Origin of the sequence: Pseudomonas sp. NBRC 100443, from assembly GCF_030268185.1 — a bacterium.
In the GTDB taxonomy this organism is placed as follows: domain Bacteria; phylum Pseudomonadota; class Gammaproteobacteria; order Pseudomonadales; family Pseudomonadaceae; genus Pseudomonas; species Pseudomonas citronellolis.
The window spans coordinates 46,395-61,186 of the sequence record NZ_BSQE01000025.1; the positions used below are offsets into that span (position 1 = coordinate 46,395).

The following is a 14,792-nucleotide window of genomic DNA, read 5'->3' on the forward strand; positions in this document are numbered from 1 at the left end:
CCGGCGCTGGTCTGGGTCGACAGCGCGGCGGACTGGTCGGCGGTGGCGCGGGCGTCCTGCACCGAGGCCTTCACGTCGCGGATGATCGGCTGCAGCTTGTCGAGGAAGCGGTTGAACCAGCCGGCCAACTCACCCAGTTCGTCCTGGCCCTGGTATTTCAGGCGCTGGGTCAGGTCGCCCTCGCCGCTGGCGATGTCGCGCAGCATGCCGGCCACGCCGAGGATCGGGCGCGTCACGCCGCGGGCGGTCAGCCATACCAGCAGCAGGCCGAGCAGGGCGGCGAGCAGGCCCAGGCCGAGTTCGACGACGGTGCCCTGGGTGCGTTGTTGGTCCAGTTCCTGCTGCAGTTTCACCGCCGGGCCCTGCAGCGCCTGCAGCGGCACGTCGATGAGCACGCCCCAGGCGTCGGCCTCGGGGATCGGGCGCAGCGGTTGCAGGGCGCGCAGTTCGCTGTCGTGTTCGAGGACCTTGTGCTGGCCGGCGCCGAGCAGTTGCAGCAGCTGCTCGCCCTGAGCGGGGTAGACCTCCTGCAGCTTCCTGCCGAGCTTGCCGGCGTCGGCGCTGTAGCCGGCGAGCAGGCCGGCGGGGCTGACGATGGCGACGCGGCTCTGGCCTTCGTAGAGTTCCTGGCTGCCTTCATGGGCGATTTCCTGCAGGCGGTCGAGGGCGATGTCCACGCCCAGCACGCCGACCAGCTTGCCGTCCACCCACAGGGGCAGAGCGATGCTGGTCATGAGGATCTTGCGGTTGCCCACTTCGTCGACGTAGGGCTCCAGCACGCAGGTCTTGCCGGCGGCCTTCGGGCAGGTGTACCAGGCGTTGTAGGCCGCGCCGCTGGGGCCGGGGCTGGTGTCGGCGAGCATCTTCTCGTCCATCGGCTCGGCTTCCAGTTTGCCGGGGGTGGCCTGCGCCCAGTATTGCGAGAAACGCCCCTTTTCGTTACTGCCGATCTCCGTGCGGCCTTCGGCCTGCGCGTCATGGCCGTCGAGGGCGTCGGGCTCGAAGGCGAGGTACAGGCCGAGCAGTTCGGGGTTGGCCGCCACCGCGTCGCGCATCTGCCGGTTCAGCTCCTCACGCAGGGCCAGGGTGTCCAGGCCGCGCTGGGCGGCGAGCTGGCGCATGGCCAGGGCCTGGCGGGCGAAGCTCTGTGCGTAGCGGTAGGCGTCGCTGAAGTAGCGTTGGATGCGCATCGCCTGGATTTCCCCGCGGGCGCGCAGGCGGGCTTCGGCGGCATCGTCCAGCATGTGCGTGCTGGATTCCTTCACCAGCGCGGTGCTGTGCTGCATGCGGAAGATCGAGAGGCCGGCGAGCAGCGAGACCACGCCGAGCAGGCACAGGCCGGCGAGCAGGGTGATCTTCCACTGGATGGAGAGGCGACGGAAGGGCATGGGGGTGTCCTCTGCGGGAACCTTGGGGATGTTCGGAAATATCGGCGGCTGTGCGATTTTCTTTACAGACATTGCTACCGTCCGTCGGCTGAGCTTCTGGGGCGCCAGTCTCGCGCCGGGTTGCACTTCGCCACCCATCTGCTGACTAATGTGCAGGCCACTCTCGGCAGATGGGATTGCACATGCTCGATTCGAAACTGGAAAACCGGACGTTCCTGATACTGCTGGCGGTGGTCAGCATCGCCTTCGCCTGGCTGCTGCTGCCGTTCTACGGCGCGGTGTTCTGGGGCACCATCCTGGCCATCATCTTCACCCCGGTGCACCGCCGGCTGCAGGCGCGCCTGGGTGGGCGCAGGAACCTGGCGGCGCTGATCACATTGAGCGCCTGTATCCTCATCGTGATCCTGCCGGTGATCTTCATCGCCGGCTCGCTGGTGCAGGAAGGCGCCAACCTCTACCAGAGCCTGAAGTCCGGCCAACTGAACCCCGCCGGCCTGGTGCAGCAGGCCTTCGCCGCCTTGCCGCCATGGGCCCACCAGTGGCTGGAGCGTTTCGACCTGGGCGACCTGTCGAGCCTGCAGGAGAAGCTTTCCAGCGGCGCCATGCAGGCCAGCCAGTTCGTCGCCACCAAGGCCTTCAGCATCGGCCAGAACACCTTCGACTTCGTCGTCAGCTTCGGCGTGATGCTCTACCTGCTGTTCTTCCTGCTGCGCGATGGCCGCACCCTGGGCCGGCGGATCAAGCAGGCGGTGCCGCTGGACCACGAGCACAAGCAGCACCTGTTCACCAAGTTCACCACCGTGGTGCGCGCCACGGTGAAGGGCAACATCGCCGTGGCCGCCACCCAGGGCGCGCTGGGCGGGCTGATCTTCTGGTTCCTGGGCATCCAGGGCTCGCTGCTGTGGGGCACGCTGATGGCCTTCCTGTCGCTGCTGCCGGCGATAGGCGCGGGCCTGGTATGGGTGCCGGTGGCGGCCTGGTTCCTGCTCACCGGGGCGATCTGGCAGGGCGTGGTGCTGATCCTCTTCTGCGTGCTGGTGATCGGCCTGGTGGACAACATCCTGCGCCCGATCCTGGTGGGCAAGGACACCAAGATGCCCGACTACGTGGTACTGATCTCCACCCTCGGCGGCATGTCGCTGTTCGGCCTCAACGGCTTCGTCATCGGCCCGCTGATCGCCGCGCTGTTCATCGCCAGCTGGGATCTGTTCACCGGCCGCGAGGAAACCGAGGATTTGGCGGAGTAGGGGAGGGCCTGGGGATAGCGTAGGAGCAACTGTTTGCGCCGAGGCGTCTTTCGTAGGATGGGTTGAGCTTGCGAAACCCATGCGGTTGCGCTGATGGGTATCGCTTCGCTCAACACCATCCTACGAAGAACAATCCCGGCGCGTACGAAGAGCGTTTCGCAGGCAAGAAAAAACCCCGCCGAGGCGGGGTTTTTCTTTGCTGCCTGCGCTCAGCCGGCGACGGCTACCGCCAGGCCGGAGTGCTGGAGGATGTCCAGCAGCGGCTGCGGGTAGACGCCGAGGAAGAAGGCCAGCAGGGCGATGGCCACCAGCATGATGCCGCCGGCGCGCTGGGCCCAGTCCAGGGGCGCGTCGTGGCGCTTCATGTTCGGCTCGACCAGGAACAGGGTGACCATGACGCGCAGGTAGTAGTACAGGCCGATGGCGCTGCCCAGTACCAGGGCGCCGACCAGCCACCACAGGTGCGACTCGACGCCGCTGGCGATGACGTAGAACTTGCCGATGAAGCCGGCGGTCAGCGGGATGCCGGCCAGGGACAGCATCATCACGGTCATCACCGCGGTCAGCACCGGACGGCGCCAGAACAGGCCGCGGTACTCGAACAGCGCGTCGGCGTCGCGGCCGCCGTAGGGGGTGGACATCAGGGTGACCACGCCGAAGGCGCCCAGGGTGGTGACCACGTAGGTGGTCAGGTAGACGCCGACGGTCTCCACGGCCAGGCCGTTGCTGGCCACCACGGCGATCAGCAGGTAGCCCAGGTGGGCGATGGAGGAGTAGCCGAGCAGGCGCTTGAGGTTGCTCTGGGTCAGCGCCAGCAGGTTGCCGACCAGGATCGAGATGACCGCGATGACCGCCAGGGCGACGTGCAGCACGCCGCTGTGCAGGGCCGCCGGGGCGATCTGGAACAGGCGCAGCAGCACGGCGAACACGGCGACCTTGGCGGCGGTGGCGAGGAACGCCGCCACCGGGGCCGGGGCGCCTTCGTAGACGTCCGGGGTCCACAGGTGGAAGGGCGCCAGCGACAGCTTGAAGCCCAGGCCCACCAGCATCATGCCCACGCCGATGGTCAGCAGCGGGCTGTGCACGGTGCCTTCGGCCAGGGCGCTGCCCAGGCCGGCGAAGTCCAGGGTGCCGGCTTCGGCGTAGAGCATGGCCATGCCGAACAGCAGGAAGGCCGAGCCCGCCGCGGACAGCACGGTGTACTTGATGCCGGCTTCCAGGCTGCGCTTGTTGAAGAAGGCGTAGGCCACCATGCCGTAGACCGGCACCGAGAGCAGTTCCAGGCCGATGAACAGGCCGGCCAGGTTCTGCGCCGCCACCAGCACCAGGCCGCCGGCGGTGGCCAGCAGCAGGAGCAGGTAGAGCTCCTCGCGGTTGCCCGGGTAGCTCTCCATGTAGGCATGGGCGAGGGTCGAGCAGGCGAGGGCGGCGATCAGGATCAGCGCCGAGTAGAACAGCGCGAAGTTGTCGATCAGCAGCAGCGGGGTGACGGCGATGGGGGTCGCCTTGATCGCCCAGAGGATCGACAGCAGCGCCAGGTTGAGGCCGATCATCGAGAGGGTGGCGATCAGCCGGTGGTTGCGTTTCCAGGCGACCGCCAGCATCACCACCACCAGAGTGGCGCTGGTGATGAGCAGCGGCAGGAGCGCGATGAAGTGTTGGATCGTGAAGGTCATTTCGCGACTACCGTGCGGCAAGGGTGGAAAGGGCGGAATCGAACCACTGCTGGACACCGTGCATGGTGGCGGCGGAGGTATCGAGAACCGGCTGCGGGTAGATGCCGAGGATGATCAGCAGGACCGCCAGGCCCAGGACCATGCTCAGCTCGCGGGCGTTCAGGCCGGCGATCGGCGTGTCCGCCTTCGCCGGGCCGAAGTAGGCGCGGTGGATCATGATCAGCGAGTAGATCGAGGCGAACACCAGGCCGAAGGTGGCGATGACGATGACCACCGGCACGGTCTTGAAGGCGCCCAGCAGGATCAGGAACTCGCCGACGAAGTTGCCGGTGCCCGGCAGGCCCAGGGACGCGGTCGCGAAGAACAGGGCCACGGCCGGCAGGTAGGGGATGCGCGACCACAGGCCGCCCATCTTGCGCATGTCGCGGGTGTGCAGGCGCTCGTAGAGCTGGCCGCAGAGGATGAACAGCGCGGCGGCGGACAGGCCGTGGGCGATCATCTGGATCACCACGCCCTGCAGCGCCTGCGGGCTGCCGGAGTAGATGCCGATCATCACGAAGCCCATGTGCGACACGCTGGAGAAGGCCACCAGGCGCTTGATGTCGGTCTGCGCGAAGGACAGCAGGGCGCCGTAGAAGATGCCGATCAGGCCCAGGGTCATGGCGATGGGCGCGAACTCCGCCGAGGCGTTGGGGAACAGCGGCAGGGCGAAGCGGATCAGGCCGTAGGCGGCGGTCTTCAGCAGGATGCCGGCCAGGTCCACGGAACCGGCGGTGGGCGCCTGGGCGTGGGCGTCCGGCAGCCAGGAGTGCACCGGCACCACCGGCATCTTCACCGCGAAGGCGACGAAGAAGCCGAGCATCAGCAGCCACTCGACGTGCTCGCTCATCTGCGTCTTCAGCAGGTCGGCGTAGTTGAAGGTCAGCACGCCGGTGCTGTTGTAGTGCACGAACACCAGGCCGAGGATCGCCACCAGCATCACCAGGCCGCTGGCCTGGGTGAAGATGAAGAACTTGGTGGCGGCGTAGATGCGCGTCTTCTTGCCGTCGTCCGAGCTATGGCCCCAGAGCGCGATGAGGAAGTACATCGGCACCAGCATCATTTCCCAGAAGAAGAAGAACAGGAACAGGTCGACGGCGAGGAACACGCCGATCACGCCGCCGAGGATCCACAGCAGGTTCAGGTGGAAGAAGCCGATGCGGCGTTGGATCTCGTTCCACGAGCAGAGCACGGACAGCACGCCGAGCAGGCCGGTGAGGGCGACCATCAGCAGCGACAGGCCGTCGATGGCCAGGTGCACGCTGATGCCGAAGCGCTCGATCCATTGCAGCTTGAATTCGGCGGTCCACTGCGGCTCGCCACCCGGCGCGGGCGCCAGGTGGAAGTCGCCGGTGTGCCACAGCCACAGGCTCAATGCCAGGGTCAGGGTCATGGAACCCAGCGCGACCCAGCGGGGCAGGGTCTTGCTGGTGTACTCGGCGATCCAGCAGAGGAAGCCGCCGATGAAGGGGATCAGGATTAGCCAGGGCAGAATCATGACGGGCTCGATCTCTTTCGTGAATGCGTTAGGCCAGTAGCAGCGCGAACAGCAGCACCGCGCCGCCGACCAGGGAAGCGGCGTACCAGCGCAGGCGGCCGTTCTCGGTCAGGCTCAGAAGGGTGTGCCCACCGCGGGCGGACAGCGGCACCAGGACCAGGGTCTGGTCGATGGGGTCGCGGCCGAGCAGGCGGCAGAGCAGCAGATAGGGTTTCACGAACAGCTTGTCGTACAGCCAGTCGAAGCCCCAGGCGTGGTACCACCAGGTGCCGAAGAAGCGGCCCGGCGCGCTCTTGGCCAGGGCGCTGACGAAGCGGCGCTTGCCGAGGAACAGCAGGCCGGCCAGCAGGATGCCGGCCAGGGCGATGGCGCCCGAGGCGATTTCCAGGCTGTGCTGTGCTTCGCCGCCGGCATGGCCGACGCTTTCCGGCAGCACGCCGTGCAGCGGCGGGGTGATCAGCGCGCCGACGAAGGTCGACAGCACGATCAGCACCGACAGCGGCAGCCAGTGGCTGATGCCATGGCCGGCGTGGGCCTCGGTCTTCTGCTCGCCGTGGAAGGCGATGAAGATCAGGCGGAAGGTGTAGATCGAGGTCAGGAAGGCACCCGCCAGGCCGGCGATCAGCAGGTTCTGGTGACCGCTGGCGAAGGCTTCCCAGAGGATCTCGTCCTTGGAGTAGAAGCCGGCGGTAACCAGCGGCAGGGCGGCCAGGGCCGAACCACCGACGATGAAGCTGGCGTAGGCCAGCGGCAGCTTCTTCCACAGGCCGCCCATCTTGAAGATGTTCTGCTCGTGGTGGCAGGCGACGATCACCGCACCGGAGGCGAGGAACAGCAGGGCCTTGAAGAAGGCGTGGGTCATCAGGTGGAAGATCGCCGCGTCCCAGGCGCCGACGCCCAGGGCCAGGAACATGTAGCCGATCTGGCTCATGGTCGAGTAGGCGAGGATGCGCTTGATGTCGGTCTGCACCAGGGCGGCGAAGCCGGCCAGGACCAGGGTGACCGCGCCGACCACGCCGACCAGTTCCAGCACGTTCGGCGCCAGGGTGAAGATGCCGTGGCAGCGGGCGATCAGGTAGACGCCCGCGGTGACCATGGTCGCCGCGTGGATCAGCGCCGAAACCGGGGTCGGGCCGGCCATCGCGTCCGCCAGCCAGGTCTGCAGCGGCAGCTGGGCCGACTTGCCGACCGCGCCGCCGAGCAGCGCCAGGGCCGCCAGGCTCACCCACATATCGCCCTGGGCGAAGTGCTGCGGGGCCAGCACCAGCAGTTCCTGAATGTTCAGGGTGCCCAGCTGCTGGAACAGGATGAACAGGCCGAAGGCCATGAACACGTCGCCCACGCGGGTGACGATGAAGGCCTTGAGCGCCGCGTTGCCGTTCGGTACGTGGCTGTAGTAGAAGCCGATCAGCAGGTAGGAGCACAGGCCCACGCCTTCCCAGCCGAAGTACAGGAACAGCAGGTTGTCGCCCAGCACCAGGAACAGCATGCTGGCGATGAACAGGTTGGTGTAGGCGAAGAAGCGCGAGTAGCCGGCTTCACCGCGCATGTACCAGCTGGCGAACAGGTGGATCAGGAAGCCGACGCCGGTGACCACGCCGAGCATGGTGACCGACAGGCCGTCCAGGTACAGGGCGAAGTTCGGCGCGAAGCCGTCGACGTTCATCCACTGCCACAGGACCAGGGTGTAGGCGCCGCCTTCCGGCGGGGCGCTGTGGAAGCTCCAGATCGCCCAGAAGGCGGACAGCGCGGCCAGGCCGACCGAGCCGACGCCGACCAGCGCGGAGAGATTTTCCGACCACTTGCCGCGGGAGAAAGACAGCAGCAGGAAGCCGACCAGGGGGAACAGGAAGGTGAGGGGCAGCAGGTTCATCCGCGCATCTCGCTGGCAGCGTCGACATCGAGGGTATGGAAGCGGCGATACAGTTGCAGCAGGATCGCCAGACCGATGCTCGCCTCGGCCGCGGCCAGGCTGAGCACCAGGATGAACATCACCTGGCCGTCGGGCTGCGCCCAGCGGCTGCCGGCGACCACGAAGGCCAGCGCGGCGGCGTTCATCATCACTTCCAGGCTCATGAGTACGAACAGGATGTTGCGCCGGACCATCAGGCCGGCCAGCCCGAGGCAGAACAGCACGCCGGAGAGTGCCAGCCCGTGTTCCAGGGGGATTGCATTCATGGTGTTATTCCTTCGCGTCGTGGCGGCCGAGGTGGTAGGCGGCGACCAGTGCCGCCAGCAGCAGCATCGAGGCCAGTTCGACGACCAGCAGGTAGGGGCCGAACAGGGCGATGCCCACGGCCTTGGCGTCCACGGTGGTGTGGCCGATGCCGGCGCCGCTGGGGTTGCGCGACAGCACCAGCAGCAGTTCGACGAGCAGGACGGCGGAAAGCACGCCCGGGCCGATCCAGACCCCGGGCTTGAGCCACTTGCGCTCCTGCTCGGCGATCGCCGGGCCCAGGTTGAGCATCATCACCACGAAGACGAACAGCACCATGATCGCGCCGGCGTAGACGATGATCTCCAGGGCGCCGGCGAACGGGGCGCCGAGGCTGAAGAAGGTCATCGACACGGCGAGCAGCGAAACGATGAGGTAGAGCAGGGCATGCACCGGGTTGCTGTTGGTGATGACCCGCAGGGTTGCCAGCACGGCGACGCCGGCGGCGAAGTAGAAAGCGAATTCCACGCGACGTCTCCTTACGGCAGCAGGCTCTTGACGTTGATCGGTTCGGCCTCGTTCTGCGCGCTGCCCTTGGGCTTGCCGGCGATGGCCATGCCGGCGACGCGGTAGAAGTTGTAGTCCGGGTTCTTGCCGGGGCCGGAGATCAGCAGGTCTTCCTTCTCGTACACCAGATCCTGGCGCTTGAACTCGCCCATCTCGAAATCCGGGGTCAGCTGGATCGCGGTGGTCGGGCAGGCTTCCTCGCACAGGCCGCAGAAGATGCAGCGGGAGAAGTTGATGCGGAAGAACTCGGGGTACCAGCGGCCGTCGTCGGTCTCGGCCTTCTGCAGCGAGATGCAGCCGACCGGGCAGGCCACGGCGCACAGGTTGCAGGCCACGCAGCGTTCCTCGCCGTCGGGGTCGCGGGTGAGGACGATGCGGCCGCGGTAGCGCGGCGGCAGGTAGACCTGCTCTTCCGGGTACTGCAGGGTGTCGCGCTTGCGGAAGGCATGGCCGAAGATCATCACCAGGCTGCGCAGCTGGGTGTAGGTGCCATGCACGATGTGCAGGATTTCTTTGATCATGGTGGTTCTCCTTACTGGGCCGCGGCCAGCACACAGGCGCCGGTCACCAGCAGGTTGATCAGGGTCAGCGGAAGGCAGAACTTCCAGCTGAAGGCCATCACCTGGTCATAGCGCGGACGCGGCAGCGAGGCGCGGATCAGGATGAACAGCATGATGAAGAAGCTGGTCTTCAGGGCGAACCAGATGAACGGGATCTGCGGCAGCAGGCCGAACGGGCCGTGCCAGCCACCGAAGAACAGCGTCACCAGCAGCGCCGAGATCAGCACGATGCCGATGTATTCGCCGACGAAGAACATGCCCCATTTCATCCCGGCGTACTCGATGTGGTAGCCGTCGGCCAGTTCCTGCTCAGCTTCCGGCTGGTCGAACGGGTGACGGTGGGTCACGGCGACGCCGGCGATGATGAAGGTGCAGAAGCCGAAGAACTGCGGAATGATGAACCACAGGTGCTGGGCCTGGTAGTCGACGATGTCGCGCATGTTGAACGAGCCGACCTGGGCCACGATGCCCATCAGCGACAAGGCCAGGAACACCTCGTAGGAGATGGTCTGGGCCGAGGCGCGCAGGCTGCCGAGCAGGGCGAACTTGTTGTTGCTCGACCAGCCGGCGAAGAGCACCGCGTACACGGTCAGGCCGGCCATGGCGAAGAAGAACAGGATGCCGATGTTCAGGTCCGCCACGCCCCAATTGGGGCTGATCGGGATGATCACGAAGGCGATCAGCAGCGCGCCCATGGCGATGACCGGGGCGAGGGTGAAGATCATCTTGTCGGCGAACGGCGGCGTCCAGTCTTCCTTGAAGAACATCTTGATCATGTCCGCGCCGAGCTGGAAGGCGCCGAACGGGCCGACCCGGTTGGGACCGTAGCGGTCCTGCCAGAGGCCCAGCAGGCGCCGCTCGACCCAGCTCAGCAGCGCGCCGCAGACGACCACGGCGAGCAGGATGACGATGGCCTTGATGACCTCGACGATGATGTCGACGATGGCGGGTGTCAGCCAGCTCATGCTCATCAAACTCATTGGGCAGCCTCCTGCAGACCTTCAGCGACACCGCCGAAGACACCGGCGGGGATGCCGGCCAGGCCGGCCGGCAGGGCGACGAGGCCCGCGCCCAGCTCTTCGCTGATGCGCAGCGGCAGGCGCAGCTCGTGGCCCTTGACGCTCAGGCGCAGCAGCTTGCCTTCGGCCAGGCCCAGGCGCTCGGCTTCCTCGCGGCCCAGGGCCACGTAGGTTTCCGGGATACGCTCCTGCACCGGCTTGGCGCGGGCGCTGTTCTCCTCGCTGCCGAACAGGTGGTAGAAGGGCACCACCTTGAACTGGCTGGCCGGGGTGTGGAACGGCGCCGGCACGTCGCGGAACCACAGGGCCTCGCCCTTGGCCTCGATCAGGCGCACGCCCGGGTCGCCGGCGCGCAGGTGGCCGCCGACCTCGTCCTGGAACTTGTTCCAGGCCTGCGGCGAGTTCCAGCCCGGGGACCAGGCGAAGGGAATCTGCTGACGCGGCTCGGTGCTGCCGGAATAGCCTTCCATGGAGAAGGCGAAGGCGCTGTCGATGTCCTGCGGGGCGCGGGGCTCGCTGACGTTGATGTTGGCGCGCATGGCGGTGCGGCCGGAGTAGCGGTGCGGTTCGCGCGCCAGCTTCAGGCCCTTGATGCGGAACGCGGCGTTCGGCGCGGCGTCGCGGATGCCGGCCAGTTGCGGCTTGGCGGCGACCACGGCGTCGATCACGTGGTCCAGCTGCGTCCAGTCGACGCGCTTGCCCTCGAGGGTGCTGTGCAGGGCGTGCAGCCAGCGCCAGCCTTCGCGGACCAGGTTGTCGGCGTTGTAGTAGGTCGGGTCGAAGACCTGGAAGAAGCGCTGGGCGCGGCCTTCCTGGCTGACCAGGGTGCCGTCGCCTTCGGCGAAGCTGGCGGCCGGCAGGACGATGTGCGCCTTGGCGCTGGTCGCGGTGCTCTGGTGGTCGGCGACGATCACCAGCTTGGCGGCGGCCAGGGCGGCGTCGACCTGGGCGGCTTCGGCGCGGCGGTACAGGTCGTTCTCCAGCACCACCACGGCGTCGGCGGCGCCGGAGGTCAGCTGCTCCAGCGCGGCTTCGACGGACTCGCCGCCGAACAGGGTGAGGCCCAGGCTGTTGGCTTCCGGCACCACCAGGCTCAGCGAGCCGTTCTTCTCGCGCTGCTTCAGCGCGCTGGCGATGTTCGCCGCGGCTTCGATCAGGGCGTTGCTGCGCAGTGAAACGCCGGAAACCACCAGCGGGCGCTTGGCGGCCACCAGGGCGTCGGCGATGCGCTGGGCCAGGGCTTGCGCTTCCGGTTCCAGACCGGCCACGGCCGGGGCGCTCGGGTCGATCGCGTGGGCCACGGCGAAGCCCAGGCGGGCCAGGTCCTCGGGGGCGGCGTGCACGCACTCGGCGGCGACGTCGTCCAGGCGCGTCTCGGCCAGGCTGGCGATGAACAGCGGGTTCTTCTCGTGCTGGGCGATGGTCTTCACCGCGGCGTCGAGCCACGGTTGGATCTTCATCGCGGCGGCCATGTCCTCGCCCTTGCCCTTCACCGACTGGCGCAGGGCCAGGGCGATGCGGGCGGCGGTCTGGGTCAGGTCCTCGCCGAGCACGAAGACCGCGTCATGGTCTTCCATGTCGCGGATGGTGGGGGAGGGCAGCGGGCCTTCCTGCATCACCTTGAGCACCAGGCGCAGGCGCTGCAGCTCGTCGGCGGCGATGCCGCTGTAGAAGTTGCCGGCGCCGACCAGCTCGGACAGCGCGTAGTTGCTTTCCAGGCTGGCGCGCGGCGAACCGATGCCGATCACCTTGCGACCCTTGAGCAGGGCGGCGGCCTGGTCGAGGGCGCCGTCCAGGCTCAGCTTCTGCTTGCTGAGCATCAGCATCGGCTGGCGCGGACGGTCCTCGCGGTTGACGTAGCCGTAGCCGAAGCGGCCGCGGTCGCAGAGGAAGTAGTGGTTCACCGAGCCGTTGTAGCGGTTCTCGATGCGGCGGATCTCGCCGTAGCGCTCGCCGGGGCTGATGTTGCAGCCGCTGGAGCAGCCATGGCAGATGCTTGGGGCGAACTGCATGTCCCACTTGCGGTTGTAGCGCTCGGAGTGGGTCTTGTCGGTGAACACGCCGGTCGGGCAGACCTCGGTCAGGTTGCCGGAGAACTCGCTCTCCAGCACGCCGTCCTCGATGCGGCCGAAGTACACGTTGTCGTGCGCGCCGTAGACGCCCAGGTCGGTGCCGCCGGCGTAGTCCTTGTAGTAGCGCACGCAGCGGTAGCAGGCGATGCAGCGGTTCATCTCGTGGGCGATGAACGGGCCGAGCTCCTGGTTCTGGTGGGTGCGCTTGGTGAAGCGGTACCGGCGCTTGTTGTGGCCGGTCATCACCGTCATGTCCTGCAGGTGGCAGTGGCCGCCTTCCTCGCACACCGGGCAGTCGTGCGGGTGGTTGGTCATCAGCCATTCGACGACGCTCTCGCGGAAGGCCTTGGCCTCTTCGTCCTCGATGGAGATCCAGGTGTTGTCGGTGGCGGGGGTCATGCAGGACATGACGAGGCGACCACGCTTGTCGTTCTCGTCGGTGTACTGCTTGACCGCGCACTGCCGGCAGGCGCCGACGCTACCGAGCGCCGGGTGCCAGCAGAAGTAGGGGATGTCGAGTCCGAGGGACAGGCAGGCCTGCAACAGGTTGTCCGCCCCATCGACTTCTAACGTCTTGCCGTCTACGTGGATAGTGGCCATGGTTCAAGTTCTTCGTTGGCCCGTTGTCAGCGGGCTTGGCTAAGGGAAATCACGGCTCCGTCGGGCCGGCGGCATGCCGCGGCGCTACGACGGAACATCGCCGGGCCCGCGGGCCCGGCATCCAAAGCTTTACGCGCCGACGCGTTGCGGTTGCGGCGCGGCCTGAGCCTGGCGGGAGACGCCCGCTTCGAACTCGGGACGGAAATATTTCAAGGCACTGCCCAGCGGTTCGACGGCGCCCGGTGCGTGGGCGCAGAAGGTCTTGCCCGGGCCGAGGAAGTTGACCAGCTGCTCGAGTGTCTCGAGGTCGCCGGGCTGGCCTTCGCCGCGCTCCAGCGCGCGCAGGAGCTTCACGCTCCACGGCAGGCCGTCGCGGCACGGGGTGCACCAGCCGCACGACTCGCGGGCGAAGAACTCTTCCATGTTGCGCAGCAGCGAGACCATGTTGATGCTGTCGTCCACCGCCATGGCCAGGCCGGTGCCCATGCGGGTACCGACCTTGGCGATGCCGCCGGCGTAGAACAGGGCGTCCATGTGCTCGGGGAGCAGGAAGCCGGTGCCGGCGCCGCCGGGCTGCCAGGCCTTGAGCTTGTAGCCCTCGCGCATGCCGCCGGCGTAGTCCTCGAAGACCTCGCGCACCGGGATGCCGAACGGCAGTTCCCAGATGCCGGGGTTCTGCACCTTGCCGGAGAAGCCCATGAGCTTGGTGCCCATGTCTTCGCTGCCCGGGCGTGCCAGGCCCTTGTACCAGTCGACGCCGTTCTCGACGATCGCCGGCACGTTGCACAGGGTCTCGACGTTGTTGACGCAGGTCGGCTTGCCCCACACGCCGACGGCGGCGGGGAAGGGCGGCTTGGAGCGCGGGTTGGCGCGGCGACCTTCCAGCGAGTTGATCAGCGCGGTTTCTTCACCGCAGATGTAGCGGCCGGCGCCGGTGTGGACGAACAGCTCGAAGTCGAAGCCGCTGCCGAGGATGTTCTTGCCCAGCAGGCCGGCGGCCTTGGCTTCGTCGATGGCGCGGTTGAGGTTGCGCGCCGCGTCGACGTATTCGCCGCGCAGGAAGATGTAGCCGCGGTAGGCCTTCAGGGCCCGCGCGGAGATCAGCATGCCTTCCACCAGCAGGTGCGGCAGCTGCTCCATGAGCATGCGGTCCTTCCAGGTGTTGGGCTCCATCTCGTCCGCGTTGCACAGCAGGTAGCGGATGTCGAGGGATTCGTCCTTGGGCATCAGGCCCCACTTCACGCCGGTGGGGAAGCCCGCACCGCCGCGGCCCTTGAGGCCGGAGTCCTTGACGGTCTGGACGATGTCGTCGGCGGCCATTTCGGCCAGCGCCTTGCGCGCGGCGGCGTAGCCGTTCTTCGCCTGGTATTCCTCCAGCCATACCGGGGCGCCGTCGTCGCGCAGGCGCCAGGTCAGCGGGTGGGTTTCCGCGGCGCGCGCGGTGCGGTTGGGCGTGCCGTAGGAGGTGAGGAGCGTCATGCGTAGGCCTCCAGCAGTTTGGCGACCGCCGACGGCTCGAGATTGCCGTGGGTATCGTCGTCGATCATCAGCGCCGGGGCCTTGTCGCAGTTGCCCAGGCAGCACACCGGCAGCAGGGTGAAGCGGCCGTCGGCGGTGGTCTGGCCGAGGCCGATGCCCAGCTGCTTCTGGATCTCGCCGACCACGGACTCGTGGCCGCCGATGTAGCAGACCATGCTGTCGCACACGCGGATGATGTGGCGGCCGACCGGCTGGCGGAAGATCTGGCTATAGAAGGTGGCCACGCCCTCGACGTCGCTGTCGGGGATGCCGAGGATCTCGGCAATTGCGCCGATGGCGCCGTCCGGCACCCAGCCGCGCTCCTTCTGGACGATCTTCAGGGCTTCGATGGACGCCGCGCGGGAGTCCTCGTAGTGGTGCAGTTCGTGCTCGATGGCCGAGCGCTCGGTTTCGCTCAGGGCGAAACGGTCAGTCTGGATGATGGTGCTCATG

The 14,792-nt window shown here is 67.3% G+C and carries 11 protein-coding genes and 1 pseudogene; 1 reads left to right on the forward strand and 11 read right to left on the reverse strand.

What is annotated here, in order from left to right:
- Positions 1-101: 101 nt before the first annotated feature.
- Positions 102-1,526, reverse strand: a pseudogene (locus QSJ95_RS33090) (methyl-accepting chemotaxis protein); the annotation flags it as partial.
- Between the two features lie 44 nt (positions 1,527-1,570).
- Between QSJ95_RS33090 and QSJ95_RS26535 the strand changes: the two are divergent.
- Positions 1,571-2,635: an AI-2E family transporter gene (locus QSJ95_RS26535; protein WP_285646513.1), complete on the forward strand. Its 1,065-nt coding sequence runs from the start codon at positions 1,571-1,573 to the stop codon at positions 2,633-2,635.
- Between the two features lie 209 nt (positions 2,636-2,844).
- On the opposite strand, the gene nuoN is transcribed toward QSJ95_RS26535, so the two are convergent.
- From nuoN to nuoE, 10 genes are all read right to left on the reverse strand, one after another.
- Complete coding sequence (gene nuoN / locus QSJ95_RS26540) at positions 2,845-4,311, reverse strand: NADH-quinone oxidoreductase subunit NuoN (RefSeq protein ID WP_009623278.1); 1,467 nt, start codon at positions 4,309-4,311, stop codon at positions 2,845-2,847.
- A gap of 7 nt (positions 4,312-4,318) precedes the next feature.
- On the reverse strand, positions 4,319-5,848 hold the full coding sequence (gene nuoM / locus QSJ95_RS26545; RefSeq protein ID WP_009623276.1) for an NADH-quinone oxidoreductase subunit M: 1,530 nt from the start codon (positions 5,846-5,848) through the stop codon (positions 4,319-4,321).
- 28 nt (positions 5,849-5,876) lie between these two features.
- Entirely contained in the window at positions 5,877-7,721 is a 1,845-nt protein-coding gene (gene nuoL, locus QSJ95_RS26550) for an NADH-quinone oxidoreductase subunit L (protein ID WP_285646516.1), read from the reverse strand.
- Positions 7,718-8,026, reverse strand: coding sequence for an NADH-quinone oxidoreductase subunit NuoK (gene nuoK, locus QSJ95_RS26555; RefSeq protein ID WP_009623272.1), 309 nt, complete (start codon positions 8,024-8,026; stop codon positions 7,718-7,720). Before nuoK ends, nuoL begins: the two co-directional genes overlap by 4 nt.
- Before the next feature lie 4 nt (positions 8,027-8,030).
- Complete coding sequence (nuoJ, locus tag QSJ95_RS26560; RefSeq protein WP_043318272.1) at positions 8,031-8,531, reverse strand: NADH-quinone oxidoreductase subunit J; 501 nt, start codon at positions 8,529-8,531, stop codon at positions 8,031-8,033.
- A gap of 11 nt (positions 8,532-8,542) precedes the next feature.
- Complete coding sequence (nuoI, locus tag QSJ95_RS26565) at positions 8,543-9,091, reverse strand: NADH-quinone oxidoreductase subunit NuoI (RefSeq protein WP_009623268.1); 549 nt, start codon at positions 9,089-9,091, stop codon at positions 8,543-8,545.
- A gap of 11 nt (positions 9,092-9,102) precedes the next feature.
- Complete coding sequence (nuoH, locus tag QSJ95_RS26570; RefSeq protein ID WP_285646588.1) at positions 9,103-10,095, reverse strand: NADH-quinone oxidoreductase subunit NuoH; 993 nt, start codon at positions 10,093-10,095, stop codon at positions 9,103-9,105.
- Positions 10,096-10,106: 11 nt separating this feature from the next.
- The gene (gene nuoG, locus QSJ95_RS26575; protein WP_285646520.1) at positions 10,107-12,821 is read right to left on the reverse strand and encodes an NADH-quinone oxidoreductase subunit NuoG; all 2,715 of its coding nucleotides are present in this window, start codon (positions 12,819-12,821) and stop codon (positions 10,107-10,109) included.
- Positions 12,822-12,950: 129 nt separating this feature from the next.
- The gene (nuoF, locus tag QSJ95_RS26580) at positions 12,951-14,300 is read right to left on the reverse strand and encodes an NADH-quinone oxidoreductase subunit NuoF (protein WP_043318276.1); all 1,350 of its coding nucleotides are present in this window, start codon (positions 14,298-14,300) and stop codon (positions 12,951-12,953) included.
- Entirely contained in the window at positions 14,297-14,791 is a 495-nt protein-coding gene (gene nuoE / locus QSJ95_RS26585; protein ID WP_009623260.1) for an NADH-quinone oxidoreductase subunit NuoE, read from the reverse strand. Before nuoE ends, nuoF begins: the two co-directional genes overlap by 4 nt.
- Between the last annotated feature and the right edge of the window lies 1 nt (position 14,792).

Coding starts and splice junctions, on each gene's coding strand:
- QSJ95_RS26535 (WP_285646513.1), top strand. CDS start 1,571: ATGCTCGATTCGAAACTGGAAAACCGGACGTTCCTGATACTGCTGGCG.
- nuoN (WP_009623278.1), bottom strand. CDS start 4,311: ATGACCTTCACGATCCAACACTTCATCGCGCTCCTGCCGCTGCTCATC.
- nuoM (WP_009623276.1), bottom strand. CDS start 5,848: ATGATTCTGCCCTGGCTAATCCTGATCCCCTTCATCGGCGGCTTCCTC.
- nuoL (WP_285646516.1), bottom strand. CDS start 7,721: ATGAACCTGCTGCCCCTCACCTTCCTGTTCCCCCTGGTCGGCTTCCTG.
- nuoK (WP_009623272.1), bottom strand. CDS start 8,026: ATGAATGCAATCCCCCTGGAACACGGGCTGGCACTCTCCGGCGTGCTG.
- nuoI (WP_009623268.1), bottom strand. CDS start 9,091: ATGATCAAAGAAATCCTGCACATCGTGCATGGCACCTACACCCAGCTG.
- nuoH (WP_285646588.1), bottom strand. CDS start 10,095: ATGAGCTGGCTGACACCCGCCATCGTCGACATCATCGTCGAGGTCATC.
- nuoG (WP_285646520.1), bottom strand. CDS start 12,821: ATGGCCACTATCCACGTAGACGGCAAGACGTTAGAAGTCGATGGGGCG.
- nuoF (WP_043318276.1), bottom strand. CDS start 14,300: ATGACGCTCCTCACCTCCTACGGCACGCCCAACCGCACCGCGCGCGCC.
- nuoE (WP_009623260.1), bottom strand. CDS start 14,791: ATGAGCACCATCATCCAGACTGACCGTTTCGCCCTGAGCGAAACCGAG.